Below are 16,340 nucleotides of genomic sequence, written 5' to 3' on the forward strand. Positions count from 1 at the left end.
TGCACATTACAGCAAACCTTTATTTTCCAATGATTGAACTCTCACAACTGGCGAATTTAAACACGCTCCTGGATAACCGAAGCAAGGCCAAGTTTTTATACTGGCTGGGCTGGAAATTCGTGGATATTGCCAAAGTCCTAAATGAAAATGAAAAAACAGTGCAGGCATGGAAAGCCCGTGAAGACTGGGATGCGACCAAGCCCAATAGTCGGGTGTGTGATGCGATTGAAGTGCGCCTGATCTGCCTGACGTTTAAAGATAAAAAATCAGGTGGCGACTTTAAGGAAATTGATTTATTGGGTCGGCAACTGGAACGCTTGGCACGGATTGAAAAATATAGTGATGGTGGCACTGAAGCTGACCTGAATCCCAATATTATTCGGCGTAATGCAGGCGATAAAAAGAAAAAAGCCACCAATGAATTTACCCAGGAACAGGCGGATCAGCTGGTTATTGCCTTTGAAGAAAACCTGTTTGATTATCAATGGGATTGGTACAGGGCTGGCGATCAGCGCACCCGTGTCATTCTAAAAAGCCGCCAGATTGGTGCTACTTATTATTTTGCCCGTGAAGCCCTGGTGGATGCGGTACAAACCGGACGTAATCAGATTTTCCTGTCAGCATCCAAAGCCCAGGCGCATATTTTCAAGAATTATATTAAACGCTTTGCCCTTGATAGCTGCGGTGTGGAATTAACTGGCGATCCTATTATTCTGCCCAATGGGGCTGAGATGACATTTCTAGGAACCAATGCCAGAACCGCCCAGGGCCATCACGGTAATTTTTATTTTGATGAATTTTTCTGGACGTATGGTTTTAATGAATTAAACAAGGTCGCGTCCGGCATGGCCATGCACAAGAAATGGCGCAAAACCTATTTTTCTACACCATCCACCATGACACACCAGGCTTATGATTTCTGGACTGGTGAGAGATCCAATAAAGGTCGACCCAAGGATAAGCGCATTACCCTTGATGTCTCACATGATGCCTTAAAGCGTGGCCGTACCTGTGAGGATCGCAAATGGCGGCAAATTGTCACTCTGCTGGATGCTGAAGCCGGTGGCTGTGATTTGTTTGATATTGATGAATTACGCTTGGAATATTCAGCTGAAGAGTTTGCCAACTTACTGATGTGTGAGTTTGTGGATGATGGTCAGTCTATTTTTCCACTGAACTTGCTGCAGCCGTGCATGGTGGATAGCTGGGAAGTATGGCGTGAAGATTATAAACCATTACATGCCCGTCCTTTTGCCAGCCGCCCCGTATGGGTTGGTTATGATCCGGCTGAATCTGGGGACAGCGCCGGATTAATTGTATTGGCTCCCCCAGCTGTGGCTGGTGGCAAGTTCCGGGTACTGGAACGCCATCAGTTCCGTGGACTGGATTTTAAGGCACAGGCAGAACATATCCGGCAAATTACACTACGTTATTATGTTAGTTATGTTGGCATTGATACAACTGGCATGGGTACTGGTGTTGCCCAGCTGGTGCGCCAGTTCTTCCCTGCTGTCACTACATTCAAATATAGCCCTGAAGTTAAAACCCAGCTGGTTTTAAAAACCCTGGATGTTGTCCGCAATGGACGACTGGAATTTGATGCCGGTAATACCGATATTGCTTCATCCCTGATGAGCATCAAAAAAACCATGACACCAGGCCAACGGCAAATGACCTTCGTGGCTGGACGATCCGAAGAAACCGGACACGCCGATTTAGCCTGGGCACTTATGCACGCGATTTATAACGAGCCACTAGAAGGCTTAACCCAAACCAATTCATCCATTCTGGAAATTTATTCATGAATCCATTTTCATCAGCAAAAAATCTGCTGTCCACAGCATTAAGTCATTTACCAGCAACAGTACAGCCTGCCCTACCCAGCCATAAAGCAGAAGCATTTACCTTTGGTGATCCAGTACCAGTGAATGATGGCCGTGAGCTGCTGGACTATATGGAGTGCTGGTTTAATGGCCGTTTTTACGAACCACAGGTCAGCATGAATGGCTTGGCCAAAACCTTTAAAGCCACGCCATATTTATCCAGTGGCATTATTTTCAAGCGTAATTTTCTGGCCAATCTGTTTATTCCCCACCGATTGCTAAAACGTAAAGCCTTTGAACAGGTAGCACTGGACTTTATCTGGTGTGGTAATGCGTATCTTGAGAAAATCCCATCACGTCTGGGATCAACCATGAGCTATCAGCCAGCCCTGGCTAAATATATGCGCCGTGGTGAATATGATGACCAGTTCTTTATGTTGAATCTAAGCCATACCGGTTATCAGGAATATGAGTTCAAGCCTGGCAGTGTTTGCCATATCAAGGAAACGGACATCGATCAGGAAATTTACGGCACACCAGAATATATTTCAGTGTTACAAAGTGCTTGGCTTAATGAAGCCGCTACTTTATTCCGGCGCAAGTATTACAACAATGGCAGCCATGCCGGTTTTATTATGTATGTGAATGACCCAGCCAATGATCCTGATGACATTACCGCATTACGTCAGGCCTTAAAGGAAAGTAAAGGTCCAGGCAACTTCCGTAACCTGTTCTTCTATAGTCCCAATGGCAAGAAGGATGGCATCCAGATTATTCCAGTATCAGAAATCGCGGCCAAGGATGATTTTGCCCATATTAAATCCATATCACGTGATGATGTATTGGCAGGCATCCGGGTGCCACCACAACTGATGGGCATTATCCCCAGTAACACAGGTGGCTTTGGAGATCCAAAGACAGCACGTGATGTATTCTACCAGAATGAAATTATTCCTCTGCAGTCACGCTTGATGCAGTTTAATGAATGGGCAGGTGAAGAAATCATCCGGTTTAAGGAATTGCCAACGCTATAAGCAGAACCAATAAAAAATCCCTCGATATTTGAGGGATTTTTTTTGCCCAAAGAAAATGCACCACAATGGGGCATCAGGCAACCAGCTGACCTGGCTCCGGGCAGTTGCCCCACCCCACCTGCGTTGTCTAAATAGGGCTGTTTTACTGCAAGACCAGATAAGCCAAAAAATTAGGGAAAAGTACGCTGGTATTAGGGCTTTTAAGAGAAATATATGTTTTTTCTGTACTGCATTTTACGACACCACCCTACATTCGCTGAACTGACAAAAATTCGCTCATTTTAGGCAGTCTTACAAAGCATATTGGTATCACCAGTAAAAGATAAAAGACCATAGGAATGTTTGTAATGAGGGATTAGCAAGAATTTGAAGTAATAAAGTAATAACTAGACTTAAACTGCTGATTTTATTAATAAACATATATTACATTTTGAAGTATTTTTTTGTAATTTTATAAGTAATATTTTATAAGTATCTGTTTTTACTATAAATATATATTAGTAGGTATTGCCTTTTTATACAGTAATAAGTTACTTCAATATTACCTCATTGTTACTTCACTGATTAGCTGCATCTTATTGTTTATATTATGGTATTTAAAAAATATTACTTTATTACCTCAAAAAAACGCTAGTCCCCAACTTTTTTCAGACTCCCAAAATCTGGCTGTTTTGGTGGTTTTTCATTCAAAACTTTTAAAAACGATGGGAATGGAATGGGAATAGAAAGGCAGCTACTAGCAACGTACTAATACACTAACTTGCTGTTTTACAATGCTTTATAATCAGGAAATGGGGTGGCTAATGGGACTCGAACCCACGACAACCGAGATCACAACCCGGGGCTCTACCAACTGAGCTATAGCCACCATAGACAATGCAAGATGCATTATTTTGATGCTTTAATATAAAAGCTGGCGGCATGATGTGGCGCGCCTGACAGGATTCGAACCTGTGACCACCCGCTTAGAAGGCGGGTGCTCTATCCAACTGAGCTACAGGCGCATGATTGCTGATGCCTAACAAGTGTTTAGGTTATCACGCGGCTGCACTACAATAAACCGCCGATTAACTGGTCGGAGCACAAGGATTCGAACCTTGGACCCCCTGCTCCCAAAGCAGGTGCGCTACCAGACTGCGCCATACTCCGATCATCTCAGCTTGTTGTATCACACTGTGTGCGGTACGGTGTGCATTCTAGGCGTGAGCGCGTCACTCGTCAACACCTGTATTTAAAAAAATACGTTTTAATACATCAACCGTTTATTTATCCATCAAAATAACTGATATTGCAGCTTTTTTCAGCGTTTTAAACTGGCTGTAAAGTTCAGCATGCGATCTAGTGGGAGTTTTGCCCGTTGTGCCAGCGCCGGATCAACAAAAATTTCCTGATCGCCCGTCTTGAGTACATGCAAAATATTATCCAGCCCATTCATGGCCATCCATGGGCAATGCGCACAGGAACGGCAGGTTGCCCCCTCACCTGCGGTTGGCGCCTCAATCAGGGTTTTGCCAGGTGCAGCCTGCTGCATTTTATAAAAAATCCCGCGATCCGTAGCCACAATCATGGTTTGATGCGGTAAGGTTTGCGCTGCCTTAATCAGCTGGCTGGTGCTACCTACGGCGTCAGCAATTGCCACCACAGATTCTGGTGATTCAGGATGTACCAGCACCGCAGCATCGGGATACAAGGCTTTCATTTGTGCAATGCCCCGTGCACGGAATTCTTCATGCACAATGCAGGCGCCATCCCATAGCAGCATCTCTGCCTCGGTTTTTTTCTGGATATAACGGCCCAGATGCTGATCCGGTGCCCAGATAATTTTTTCACCCAGACTGTCCAGATGCTCAATAATTTCAACGGCACAGCTTGAGGTCACTACCCAGTCTGCCCGCGCTTTTACTGCCGCCGAGGTGTTAGCATAGACCACCACGGCATGGTCAGGATGCTGGTCACAAAACGCACTAAACTCATCCACCGGACAGCCTAGATCCAGTGAGCAGGTGGCCTCTAGGGTTGGCATGAGGACGGTTTTTTCAGGTGACAAAATCTTGGAGGTTTCACCCATAAATTTAACCCCTGCGACCATCAGTGTGGTGGCAGGATGATCACGACCAAAGCGGGCCATCTCCAATGAATCGGAAACACAGCCGCCAGTTGCTTCAGCCAGCGCCTGAATTTCAGGATCACAGTAATAATGAGCCACCAGCACGGCATTCCGTTGCTTAAGCTCAGCAGCAATTTCATCATACAGTGCCTGTTTTTCGGCATTGGTAAGCTGAATTTCCCGGGGTTGTCCCAAACGATCCAGATGCTCCTGCACCAGTGCCTTGGCCTCATTTTCAATCAGGATGGTTTCTGTCATGGACGTGAATATCTCTTGCAGTGTGTAACATGGGCTGGCTTTGACTTAAAGCAGTCACACCGGAGAAACAGGTATAACGGGCTTTCATCAAAGGGTGGCAGGACTCATAGTATACGAGCAGATTATGCTGTTTTTATAGGGCAAATTTTACCAATTTCAATGGTGAATCTTTTTGAAGCATGAAAAAACAGGGTGAACATAAAAATTTTTTAAAACACGAAGCTGGCGCAGGCATTACCAAATATTCTCACCTGCGCCAGAATTTTATTAGTTATTCAAATGAATGGATAATTTTAGGATGTCTGCTGTGCCAGAAAATCCAGCATGGTTAGTGCATCAGATACCTCAAACGGATCGCTTGGACAATTGTCAGAAAGATTTGGCTCAGCAAAGATTTTGACAATTTTCTTGTCATCCACCAGCATGGAATAGCGCCATGAGCGATCGCCAAAGCCCAGATTATTTTTTTTCACCAGCATGTTCATGCCATTGGTGAAGTCAGCATTGCCATCAGGCAGCATTTTAACTTTTTCAACATCCAGTTTTTTGCTCCACTGGTACATGACGAAAGCATCGTTAACCGCTACGCAATAGATGTCATCAATGCCGTATGGTTTAAACTGATCGTATTGTTCTTCATAACCTGGTAAATGCGTGCTGGAACAGGTTGGTGTGAATGCACCCGGCAACGCCACTACAATCACTTTACGGCCCTTGAAAATGTCGTCGGTACTGACTTCCTCCCAGCGAAACGGATTTTCACCAACAATGCTTTCGTCACGTACCCGGGTTTTAAACACCACATCAGGAACATACTCTGGAAAGTCACGCGACTCGGATTGCAAGGTCTGGTTTTCTGTCTGGTTATCATGTTGAGTCATGGTCGTTTTCTTCCTCTTGCCTGAACAAATAAACTTCATTGAAGCAGAAAAATGCTTTTTTTTGATTGTGGTTTAGTATTAAACACGCTTTGTTTTGCATCTTTATTTTTAATGGTCTATTTCAATTTTTTATCTCAAATAAAAAAACGACCTCTGTTGAGATCGTTTTTTTGCATGAATTTAGCTACCAGCCCTATCAGGAGCAGCCTTATTAGGAACGATAGTCTGCATTGATCTTCACGTAATCATAGGACAAATCGCAGGTCCATACGGTATCGCTAGCCTCACCACGTCCCAGTGCAATACGGATAGTAATTTCTTCCTGCTGCATCACGCGCGCGCCCTGAGCCTCGGTATAATCTGGCGCAGCACCGCCATCACGACAGATTTGCACATCATCCAGCCACACCTGAATCTTGGACACATCCAGCTCCGCTACGCCAGCTTTGCCCACGGCCGCCAGAATACGTCCCCAGTTTGGATCTGAGGCAAAAAAAGCGGTTTTAATCAGTGGAGAATGGGCCACGCTATAGGCAATGTCACAGCATTCCTGCGTATTCTGGCCCTGTTCAACATGCACGGTAATAAATTTGGTAGCGCCTTCACCATCACGTACAATCAGTTGCGCCAGACGGGTAAACACACGCTGTAGGGCAGCCAGCAACGCTTCATAACGGTTATCCTGCGCAGTTTCTATCACTGCACCGCCAGCCTTGCCTGTCGCCACGAGAACACAGGCATCGTTGGTTGAGGTATCGCCATCAATGGTAATACGGTTAAAAGATTGCTCAACCACTGCTTTTAATAGCTGTTCCAGCAATGGCTTGGCAACCGGAGCATCAGTGCCTACAAACGCCAGCATGGTAGCCATATTCGGACGAATCATGCCTGCACCCTTGCTGATCCCGGTAATGGTATAGCGCTGGCCTTCAACCTCAATAACTTCCGATGCCCCTTTTGGCAGGGTGTCGGTTGTCATGATTCCAGCACCGGCATCACACCAGGCATCAATGGACAGGTCTTTTAGGGCGGCTGGCAGACCAGTAATCAGACGGTCAACCGGCAATTGCTCACCAATCACCCCTGTTGAAAATGGCAACACCTGACTGGCTTCAACACCCGTCAACTGGGCCAGTGCCTGACAGGTTTCAGCAGTGGTTTCCAGTCCGCGCAACCCGGTTCCGGCATTGGCATTTCCTGTATTAATCACCAGATAGCGTGGTGCAGCAACCTGCAAATGATGACGCGCCAGTTGCACGGGTGCAGCACAAAACGCATTTTTAGTAAATACGGCAGCAACAGTGGAGTCTTCCGCCAGCTCAAACACCACCAGATCACGGCGATTTTTATACCGAATATACGCTTCACTAATTCCGATTTTTATGCCTCGTATGGGAAGCATTTCCGGCATCGAAAGATCACCAACTGCCATGATTTAATTCCTGTTATCGTCAGTTTGAAGAATTGGGCTTTTCGTATTGCTAGTATACAAAAAACTGTTGAATAAGCATGGACAGCCTTTAAAAAAACTCATGCTTTTTCTTGAGTGGCTTTGCCGAGGATTATCTGACCAATTTGCTAAATGACTAAGGGGTTAAGTTTCCTGCGCTATACCGGTTGCTGGCAGCGCATCAGCAATTGTTCCTTATCGGCTGTGGCCGTGTGGTCAAGCGTCATAGTCACCAGTCGTGCTTCCAGTCCCTGTACATGCCAGCGCATGCCCTGCCCCGGATTGATTCCCTGTTCGGTGGCATACAGCTTGCCAACCTGCGAAGGCACACGATACAGCTGATACTGCTGTCCATTGATGTGTAGTGTCACGCTGGATGGGTTGGAATTAATGGCAGAATAGGTGGCCTGAATCGGGTTTTGATCATCACACTGATAAGTGACCTGAATCGGTGCTTCAAGGGAACTGGACGCATTAGCCTGATTTGCTGTGGCTGCTGGTTGCTTGTTATCCTGTTGAGCTGCTTTATCTACTGCTTTGGTTTCATCAAGACTAGCCTGATGACGATAGGTTATTGAAGCAATAATGACGCTACTTGCAATCAATAACCACGGTAACAGATTTTTAGCCACTTTCATTCACTTTTCCAAAACACACATAACAATGTACTGTTAACGCTGAACAGGCCAAATCGGCCGACATGATATTGTTTAGCCTGCCTAAAATCTCATGTAAAAAAACGGGCTATTTGCCCGTTTTTTCATTGCCGCTCAAAAGCAGCGTCACATTTTAAGCCAAACGACCATGACACTGCTTGAACTTCTTGCCAGAACCACAAGGGCATGGCGCATTGCGACTGATATTGGCATACGGATTGTTAGCCTGTTGCTGCTGGAATGCACGCTGGGCTTCTGCCTCATTCAAGGCAGCCAGTTCAGGATCCTGATGCATTTCACCGGTTAGGCCATCCATTTCACTGTGCTGGAATGACAGCTTCATGGCTTCTGCATCACGCTGTTGCTGCGCTTCCAGTTCGGCCAGCTCCTCAGCGGTTGGCAGGTGAACACGTGCCAGATCCTGTACCACTTCGGTTTTGATGCCACCCAGCAGGGCCTGAAACAGGCTAAAGGCTTCACGCTTGTATTCCTGCTCCGGATTCTTTTGCGCATAGCCACGCAAATGAATGCCCTGACGCAAGTAGTCCATAGCGGCCAAATGCTCTTTCCAGTGCTTGTCCAGTGACTGCAGCATGAAATGCCGTTCCAGCATTGGTGCCGTGTCTTCACCCATTTGTTCACGACGCGCCAGATAGCGGTCTGTGCCCGCCTGAATGACTTTTTCAAGCAGGGCTTCTTCATCCAGACGACGGTCTTCATTCAGCCATTGCTGAACCGGCAGCTCAAGGCTTAATTCCTGTTTTAAAGCAGCTTCCAGACCCGGTACATCCCACTGATCTTCAATGCTACCGGGTGGAATATAGTTACCAACGAGTCCGGCAATGACATCATGGTGCATATTGAGGATGCCATCCTGTAGCGAGCTTTCTGCCAAAATGGCATCGCGCTGGCTATAGATGATCTTGCGCTGTTCGTTGGCAACATCATCGTATTTCAGCAGGTTTTTACGGATATCAAAGTTACGGGCTTCTACCTTGCGCTGGGCATTTTCAATAGAGCGACTTACCATTTTATGTTCAATGGCTTCATCTTCCTTGAGACCCATCGCACGCATCATGCCAACCACACGGTCACCGGCAAAAATGCGCATCAGGTCATCTTCAAGCGACAGGTAGAAACGTGAAACGCCCGGATCGCCCTGACGACCGGCACGACCACGGAGCTGGTTATCAATCCGGCGTGATTCATGCCGCTCGGAACCAATAATATGCAAGCCACCTGCTTCCAGTACCTGCTGGTGATTGACTTCCCATTCCTGCTTGAGCTGTTCCAGCTGTTCAGGGGTTGCGTTTTCAATATGCGCAGCCGCTGCCTTCCAGTTACCGCCTAGCAGAATGTCTGTACCACGGCCTGCCATGTTGGTGGCAATGGTCACGGCACCGGGACGGCCAGCCTGGGCAATAATATCCGCTTCCCGCTCGTGCTGCTTGGCGTTCAGGACTTCGTGCGCAATCCCGGCCTGGGTCAGCTTGTGTGACAGGTATTCACTGCCTTCAATGGTGGCAGTCCCGACCAGAATCGGGGCATTTTTTTGCGACTTGATTTGCTTGATTTCTTCAATGATGGCGTTGTATTTGCCTTCACGGGTTAGGTAAATCAGGTCATTCTGGTCATTACGCACCATCGGGCGATGGGTTGGAATAATGACCACATCCAGATTATAAATTTGCTGAAATTCAGTGGCTTCGGTATCCGCAGTCCCGGTCATACCAGCCAGTTTGGTGTACAAGCGGAAATAATTCTGGAAAGTGGTGGTGGCCAGTGTCTGGTTTTCCGGCTGGATATTGACGCCTTCTTTGGCTTCAACTGCCTGATGCAAACCTTCTGACCAGCGGCGGCCCTGCATGGTACGGCCAGTGTGCTCATCCACAATCACAATTTCGCCATCATGCACAATATAATGCACGTCGCGCTGGAACAGATGATGGGCACGCACCGCAGCATTGACATGATGTACCAGATTCAAATTGGCAGCCGAATACAGGCTCTCGCCTTCCGCCAGCAAGCCCATTTCAATCAGTTGCTGCTCTACAAACTCATAACCGGTTTCGGTCATTTCAATGGAGCGCTGCTTTTCATCAATCCAGAAATGGCCGCCATCTGGCACTTTTTCTTCTTTCTGGCGTTTCAACTTAGGCGCCAGCAAATTAATCATGGCATACATGCGCGAGGAATCCTCGCTCTGTCCAGAAATAATCAGCGGCGTGCGGGCTTCATCAATTAAAATGGAATCCACTTCGTCGATGATGGCAAAATTCAGGCCGCGCTGCTTTTTCTCATCCAGCGAAAACACCATGTTGTCGCGCAGATAATCAAAGCCAAATTCGTTGTTGGTGCCGTAAGTAATGTCTGCGCGGTAAGCGTCATGTTTTTCCGGTGGCGGCTGCATGGAGTAAATCACGCCAATGCTTAAGCCCAAAAACTCAAATAACGGACGGTTCAGCTCGGCATCACGCGAGGCCAGATAGTCGTTAACTGTAATGACATGTACACCAGCACCGCTAATGGCATTGAGATAGCAGGCCAGCGTTCCCATCAGGGTTTTACCTTCACCCGTGCGCATCTCGGCAATCTTGCCTTCATGCAGGGTCATACCGCCAATTAGCTGTACATCGTAATGGCGCATGCCCAGCACACGCTTTGCCGCTTCACGGCATACTGCAAAGGCTTCTGGCAACAGCTTGTCCAGTGTTTCGCCCTGCTGATAGCGCTGCCTGAACTCTACGGTTTTCTGGGATAAGTCAGCATCGCTTAACGCTGATATCGTCGGTTCTAATGCATTAATGGCTTCGACATTTTTGCGCATTCTTTTGAGCTCACGCTCATTTTTAGTACCGAAGATACCTCCGATAAGACTTGCTAACATGGACTAAACTCTCAAATACCCTAACTTAATATGAACAGCGTTATTTTTGCCTGTTGGCTATTATGGTGGCAGCTTAAATAAGTGCAAGTACTAGATGACAAAGAAACTGCAAAAAGCTGATTTTATTTTGTCGCTGCCACTTTGTCTTGGGCGTGATATTACCGTTTGACAGGCGGCTTTAGCGGTTTGCTTATCTACAAAAATGATATAAAAATGCAGAAACATTGCTTTTCAATTCAATAAGATTGGGTGCATAGTACAGCTTGCTTAAATACTCAAATGAGTACACAGACAATAAAAGGAGCATGAGCATGACCATTCGTTTAGGCGATACCGCCCCTGATTTTGAACAGGATTCCAGCGAAGGTACGATTAAGTTTCATGAATGGCTGGGTGACAGCTGGGGCGTATTGTTTTCTCATCCAGCAGACTACACGCCAGTGTGCACCACCGAACTGGGTTTTACTGCAAAATTAAAAGATGAATTTGCCAAGCGCAACGTTAAAGCCATTGCCCTGTCTGTCGACGATGCCGAGTCGCACAAGGGCTGGATCAATGACATTAATGAAACCCAGAATACCACGGTCAATTTTCCGATTATTGCCGATCAGGATCGCAAGGTATCAGAACTGTATGGCTTTATTCACCCGAATGCCAGTGACACCCTCACCGTGCGCTCGCTGGTGATTATTGATCCCAACAAAAAGGTACGTTTAATTATTACCTATCCCGCTAGTACTGGCCGTAATTTCCATGAAGTGCTGCGCGTGATTGACTCCCTGCAACTGACCGACAGTCACAAGGTTGCTACCCCCGCCAACTGGCAGGATGGCGATGATGTGGTGATTGTACCTTCCATTAAGGATGAAGAGGAAATCAAGCAGCGCTTTCCTAAAGGTTATAAGGCCGTTACCCCTTACCTGCGCCTAACCCCACAACCAAATAAATAATGGTTATAAAATCAGGCAATAAAAAAACACGCCCTGCATTAAACAGGGCATGTTTTTTTATAGAACATTCATTTTAAAAATTTTTAGGATTGCACCAGCCTGCCATGTTTAACATCATCATAGGCTTGCAGGATTTCCTCATAACTGTTCATGACAAAAGGCCCATGCCCGTTGATGGGTTCATTGATGGGTTCACCTGCCAAAATAAGCAGCTTACTGTTTTCACTGGCCGTGAGCATAAAGTCAGTCCCCTGACTGGACATCACCGCCATGGCATTTTCTTCCAGCCACTCATCCGCATGGATTTGCAAACGGCCTGAGCAGACATAAACCAGTGTGGTATCGCCTTCCGGTATACTAAAATTAATAGGATGGCCTGCATTTAAGCGCACATCCAGTACACTCATCCGCGTGTGGGTTTGAGCTGCCCCTGTAACGTTATTATACTTACCAGCAATTACCCGTACGGTTCCAGCTATATCGGGCAAAGTTACGACTGGTATATCGCTACTGCGCAAGCTTTGATAACGAGCTGGGCCCATTTTGCTGGCCGCAGGCAAATTCACCCAAAGCTGGATCATTTCAAATGCGCCGCCAGTCCGGGTAAATTCCTTGCTAAATAACTCCTGATGAATAATGCCAGACGCAGCAGTCATCCATTGAACTTCGCCAGCACGGATCAGCCCGCCTGCACCAGATGAATCCTGATGCTCCAGTTCGCCAGCATACACAATTGTTACGGTTTCAAATCCACGATGTGGATGCCGGTGTACACCCTGCTGTTTGTTGGAAGGCCGCAACTTACCGGGGCCGATATGATCCAGCAACAAAAAGGGCGAAATGGTGTTGCCCAGTTCCAGATGAGAAAAAACCGACAGCACTGGCGAAAAATCACCAACCGCAAAGCGGGTGTCGTTGCGGTGGATAAACGCAAGGGTTTTGCTGCTCATGCTAGTACTCCAGTTTAGGGATGACCCGGATTCAAGCCACAGTACTGACGTGGCAATGCCAGATTAAAAAGCATTAGGGCTTATTGGCTGGATAGCAGGGCGTTTGTTCATCCAGCACAAACCATGCTGATCTAGAATCACAATAAATCTGGTATTGCGGCGCTGGAATATGACCTTCGGTAATTGTACCCAGCCGCAACCGGATTGTTTCCGGGTGATCCATTCGCTGGCTAAATAGCGTGCTACCACACTGGCTGCAAAATACCCGGCGTTTATTTGGCGATGCAAAATAGGATTTCAACAGTGCCTGCCCCTGCACAATCTGAAAAGCAGTAGTTGAAACAGGTGCATTGGTCACAAATGGCGTGCCCTGTGCCTGCTTGCACTGATAACAATGACATATTGCCACTTCATTAATTTCACCGTGATATTCGTACTGAATACCCTGACACAAGCAATGGCCTTTAATCATTGAAATTATCCTCTGTTATTTTTACACAAGGTTAGTCCTGCAAACTAAACCTCTGATGTTAGTTATTATATTTTAGGGCTAGCCAACTAGCCCGGGGTTTAATTTTTGGAACTGGCGCTGGTTTCAGGCGGCTGCCAGTCAATGACCCAGGCACTCTTGGCATTTAAGCTATCATCTTTTGCAACCTGATTACGCAGGGCATCAGCAGCAGCCCGGCCCTTTTCAGGCCCAACCATGACACGCACCCCTTTGGAAGTCTGGCTGGTTTTTACTTTGTAGCCTTTAGCCCGTAATCTGGCAACTACAGAATCGGCATTGGCCTGACTGGAAGCAATCGCCACCTGTACCATCCACGGTTTGGTATCCCCTTCCAGAATGGCCCGACCACGCTCTTCTTCCAGCTTCTTGCTGGCTGCCTGTAAGTCTTTTTCATCCCCACTGGCGTTTTTACGCTGGGCAGTTTCAGCCTCCTGCTTTTTGCGGGCCTCATCCTTTTTCACTTGCTCTTTTTTAATACCTTCCTTTTTGGCTTCATCTTTTTTTAGCTCATCTGCCTTACGCTTGGCTACCAGCTCGGCTTCTTTCTTGCGTTTGGCTTCATCTTCTGCTTTGCGCTTGGCCTGTTGCTCTTCTTCCTTTTTAGTTTTGGCGTCGTCTTCAGCCTTACGCTTGGCTGCCAAGGCATCCTCTTTTTTACGCTTGGCCTCTTCTTCCGCTTTGCGTTTGGCTGCTAGTTCGGCTTCTTTTTTCTTGGCTTCAGCTTCTTTCTTTTTGGCTTCTGCCTCAGCTTTACGGTCAGCAATGGCTTGCAGGCGATCTTTCTCCAGCTTTTCCGCCTGTGCCTTTTGCAGGGCTTCTTTTTCGCTACGGGCTTTTTCGGCCCTGTCCCGTGCAGCCTGAGCAGCTTGTTCGGCCTGTAAACTGGCTTTTTGTGCTGCATCGGCGCGCACATTGGCCTGTGCAGCCAGACGTTCTATCTCAGCACGCTGTTCAGCAGTTTTCTGCTGGGTGTCGTCATCCACCAGTTCAGGCGGAATGGAATCAGAACTTTCCATCTGGGCATCCAGTTTGGCTTGGCGCTTGGCTAACTGGCTGGCATATTCCTCAGCAGCCCGGCGTGCGGCTTCTGCTTCTGCTTTTTGTTGCAAGGCCAGATATTCGGCAGTTTTGGCTTCCTGTTCAGCCACCGCTTTTTCACGCTGGGCACGCTGTTTTTCCAGCAGGCGACGCTCGGTTTCCACATCAATGGACAGGGGCTGTAGTTCAGCATCACCCCAGTTCTGGGAAGGTTGTGCCTGTTGCTGGCTAATTGTTTGGGCCGGCTGGCTCGTGGTATTACTGAGTGCCTGCTCGCCTTGTCCCTTTAATAACAAAACCGCCAGAAGTGCCCCACCACCCAGCAATACAACGCCACCCATCCAACGCTGTTTATTGTTCATTGCCATGTTGCTAAGGACTCCCAGACTGCCTCTAGGGTGTGGAACGATCCACACACCATAATAATATCTTGTGGTTGACTATGATTTAAGGCAGCGCTAAATGCTGCCGTGATTGTTTCATGTTCGCTAACGGGTTGTGCCTGATCTGGCTGGCTTTCAGGGCTTTGCTGAACAGCTTCCAAACCTGTAATGGCATGGCGCAACTGTGTCAGGCTGGCAGCACGCTCATTGTCCAGTGCCGCAATATACCAGTGCGCTACAACTGGCCTTAGCAGGCTGGCAACCCCTGCCATATCTTTATCAGCAAGCATGGAAAAAACCAAGTGAATCTTTGGGTTTTTGCCCCTTAGGTTTTCGCTATTTGGGCTTTTATCTGCATTCACGCCTTTAGCTGATAGCTGCTGCTGTTGATAAGCCTGTAGCTGATTGAGCAGGAACTGTACCCCATGCACGTTATGGGCAACATCGAGTATCAGGGTGCGGCCTTTAAACTGACGCACTTCAAAGCGCCCGGCAATATAAGCGGTGTCGACGCCTTGCACAATAGCCGCATTGCTAACTTTTGGCGTGCCCAGTAGTACGGCACTAATGGCAGCGGCTACATTTACAGGAGCCAGCTTGGGTACAGGCAAGGCCAGCGTACAGGATGGGCTGGCATAGTAAAACGTGTCATCAGTTTTTTGCCAGTGACCCGTGCCTTGCCAACTATAGTCACGGCCTGCCACATATAACCGACAATTTAACTGCTGTGCCCGCTCAATAATGGCTTGTGGCACTGGATTTGATTCTGGGGCTTGTGTTGCAGGCTCGGCATATACCACTGGAATGGCAGGACGCATGATTCCAGCTTTTTCAAAAGCAATTTTTTCAATGCTGTTGCCCAGCCATTCGACATGATCAAGGCCAATATTGGTAATCACGGCCACATTGGGATCAATCAGATTGACCGCATCCAGACGGCCACCCAGCCCTACTTCCAGCACCCAGATATCACAGGCCTGCTGCTGAAAAATCCAGAAGGCAGCCAGTGTGGTGGCTTCAAAAAATGATAATGGCAGCTGACAGGCAAGCCGCGCCTGCTCAACGGCAACAAATGCAGCAATTAAAGTGGCATCATCGACCTCGACGCCATTTTTCTTGATGCGCTCATTAAAACGGTAAATATGCGGCGACTGATACAATCCTACTTGATAGCCCGCTGCCTGATAAATGGCTGCAATGGTAGTGGTGGTTGAACCTTTACCATTGGTACCGGCCACTGTAATTACATGCGCTGAGGGCTTAAGCAGTTGCAGGTACTCAGCCACCGGGCGAATGCGCTCCAGCCCCAGATCAATGGCCGTGACATGAATACTGCTCCAGTAATTCAGCCACTGCTGTAATGAGGAGGTAATGGTTGGCGCTATTGTTGCGGTATTTTCAGGATTCATGCA

Annotated in this window: 12 protein-coding genes and 3 tRNA genes; 3 read left to right on the forward strand and 12 right to left on the reverse strand. The window is 47.4% G+C overall.

Going from position 1 to position 16,340, the window contains the following annotated elements:
• Positions 1-29 precede the first annotated feature (29 nt).
• Together Q337_RS0107995 and Q337_RS0108000 are read left to right on the forward strand one after the other, a co-directional pair.
• Positions 30-1,805: a terminase ATPase subunit family protein gene (locus tag Q337_RS0107995; protein ID WP_026471156.1), complete on the forward strand. Its 1,776-nt coding sequence runs from the start codon at positions 30-32 to the stop codon at positions 1,803-1,805.
• Positions 1,802-2,857, forward strand: coding sequence for a phage portal protein (locus Q337_RS0108000; protein WP_026471157.1), 1,056 nt, complete (start codon positions 1,802-1,804; stop codon positions 2,855-2,857). Before Q337_RS0107995 ends, Q337_RS0108000 begins: the two co-directional genes overlap by 4 nt.
• A gap of 792 nt (positions 2,858-3,649) precedes the next feature.
• On the opposite strand, the gene Q337_RS0108005 is transcribed toward Q337_RS0108000, so the two are convergent.
• The 8 genes from Q337_RS0108005 to secA form a co-directional block, all read right to left on the reverse strand.
• Positions 3,650-3,725 (reverse strand) — tRNA-His (locus tag Q337_RS0108005).
• A gap of 59 nt (positions 3,726-3,784) precedes the next feature.
• Positions 3,785-3,861, reverse strand: a tRNA-Arg gene (locus tag Q337_RS0108010).
• 68 nt (positions 3,862-3,929) lie between these two features.
• Positions 3,930-4,006 (reverse strand) — tRNA-Pro (locus Q337_RS0108015).
• A 151-nt stretch (positions 4,007-4,157) separates the two neighbouring features.
• Positions 4,158-5,222, reverse strand: coding sequence for a quinolinate synthase NadA (gene nadA / locus Q337_RS0108020; protein ID WP_026471158.1), 1,065 nt, complete (start codon positions 5,220-5,222; stop codon positions 4,158-4,160).
• 293 nt (positions 5,223-5,515) lie between these two features.
• Entirely contained in the window at positions 5,516-6,103 is a 588-nt protein-coding gene (locus tag Q337_RS0108025; protein WP_084494758.1) for a peroxiredoxin, read from the reverse strand.
• Positions 6,104-6,314: 211 nt separating this feature from the next.
• Entirely contained in the window at positions 6,315-7,535 is a 1,221-nt protein-coding gene (gene argJ, locus Q337_RS0108030; protein ID WP_026471160.1) for a bifunctional glutamate N-acetyltransferase/amino-acid acetyltransferase ArgJ, read from the reverse strand.
• 176 nt (positions 7,536-7,711) lie between these two features.
• A complete protein-coding gene (locus Q337_RS0108035; RefSeq protein WP_026471161.1) occupies positions 7,712-8,191 on the reverse strand; it encodes an MliC family protein in 480 nt (159 codons plus the stop codon).
• Positions 8,192-8,342: 151 nt separating this feature from the next.
• On the reverse strand, positions 8,343-11,096 hold the full coding sequence (secA, locus tag Q337_RS0108040; protein WP_026471162.1) for a preprotein translocase subunit SecA: 2,754 nt from the start codon (positions 11,094-11,096) through the stop codon (positions 8,343-8,345).
• Positions 11,097-11,407: 311 nt separating this feature from the next.
• On the opposite strand from secA, the gene Q337_RS0108045 reads away from it, so the two are divergent.
• A complete protein-coding gene (locus Q337_RS0108045) occupies positions 11,408-12,046 on the forward strand; it encodes a peroxiredoxin (protein ID WP_026471163.1) in 639 nt (212 codons plus the stop codon).
• Positions 12,047-12,129: 83 nt separating this feature from the next.
• Here Q337_RS0108045 and Q337_RS0108050 read toward each other — a convergent pair whose 3' ends face one another.
• The 4 genes from Q337_RS0108050 to folC all read right to left on the reverse strand — a co-directional run bounded on the left by Q337_RS0108050 (position 12,130) and on the right by folC (position 16,337).
• Positions 12,130-12,996, reverse strand: coding sequence for a pirin family protein (locus Q337_RS0108050; protein WP_026471164.1), 867 nt, complete (start codon positions 12,994-12,996; stop codon positions 12,130-12,132).
• 73 nt (positions 12,997-13,069) lie between these two features.
• On the reverse strand, positions 13,070-13,468 hold the full coding sequence (locus tag Q337_RS17150; RefSeq protein ID WP_034279258.1) for a GFA family protein: 399 nt from the start codon (positions 13,466-13,468) through the stop codon (positions 13,070-13,072).
• A gap of 98 nt (positions 13,469-13,566) precedes the next feature.
• Positions 13,567-14,913 (reverse strand): SPOR domain-containing protein, encoded by a 1,347-nt coding sequence (locus Q337_RS0108060; protein ID WP_026471165.1) that lies wholly within the window; start codon positions 14,911-14,913, stop codon positions 13,567-13,569.
• Positions 14,904-16,337: a bifunctional tetrahydrofolate synthase/dihydrofolate synthase gene (gene folC / locus Q337_RS0108065; protein ID WP_026471166.1), complete on the reverse strand. Its 1,434-nt coding sequence runs from the start codon at positions 16,335-16,337 to the stop codon at positions 14,904-14,906. The genes Q337_RS0108060 and folC overlap by 10 nt, the downstream gene beginning before the upstream one ends.
• Positions 16,338-16,340: the final 3 nt, after the last annotated feature.

The sequence above is a fragment of the Alkanindiges illinoisensis DSM 15370 genome (assembly GCF_000619845.1).
GTDB classification, from domain to species: domain Bacteria; phylum Pseudomonadota; class Gammaproteobacteria; order Pseudomonadales; family Moraxellaceae; genus Alkanindiges; species Alkanindiges illinoisensis.

Bases quoted from the DNA above. Each gene is read 5' to 3' on its own strand.
- Q337_RS0107995 (WP_026471156.1), top strand. From the start codon at position 30: ATGATTGAACTCTCACAACTGGCGAATTTAAACACGCTCCTGGATAAC.
- Q337_RS0108000 (WP_026471157.1), top strand. From the start codon at position 1,802: ATGAATCCATTTTCATCAGCAAAAAATCTGCTGTCCACAGCATTAAGT.
- nadA (WP_026471158.1), bottom strand. From the start codon at position 5,222: ATGACAGAAACCATCCTGATTGAAAATGAGGCCAAGGCACTGGTGCAG.
- Q337_RS0108025 (WP_084494758.1), bottom strand. From the start codon at position 6,103: ATGACTCAACATGATAACCAGACAGAAAACCAGACCTTGCAATCCGAG.
- argJ (WP_026471160.1), bottom strand. From the start codon at position 7,535: ATGGCAGTTGGTGATCTTTCGATGCCGGAAATGCTTCCCATACGAGGC.
- Q337_RS0108035 (WP_026471161.1), bottom strand. From the start codon at position 8,191: ATGAAAGTGGCTAAAAATCTGTTACCGTGGTTATTGATTGCAAGTAGC.
- secA (WP_026471162.1), bottom strand. From the start codon at position 11,096: ATGTTAGCAAGTCTTATCGGAGGTATCTTCGGTACTAAAAATGAGCGT.
- Q337_RS0108045 (WP_026471163.1), top strand. From the start codon at position 11,408: ATGACCATTCGTTTAGGCGATACCGCCCCTGATTTTGAACAGGATTCC.
- Q337_RS0108050 (WP_026471164.1), bottom strand. From the start codon at position 12,996: ATGAGCAGCAAAACCCTTGCGTTTATCCACCGCAACGACACCCGCTTT.
- Q337_RS17150 (WP_034279258.1), bottom strand. From the start codon at position 13,468: ATGATTAAAGGCCATTGCTTGTGTCAGGGTATTCAGTACGAATATCAC.
- Q337_RS0108060 (WP_026471165.1), bottom strand. From the start codon at position 14,913: ATGGCAATGAACAATAAACAGCGTTGGATGGGTGGCGTTGTATTGCTG.
- folC (WP_026471166.1), bottom strand. From the start codon at position 16,337: ATGAATCCTGAAAATACCGCAACAATAGCGCCAACCATTACCTCCTCA.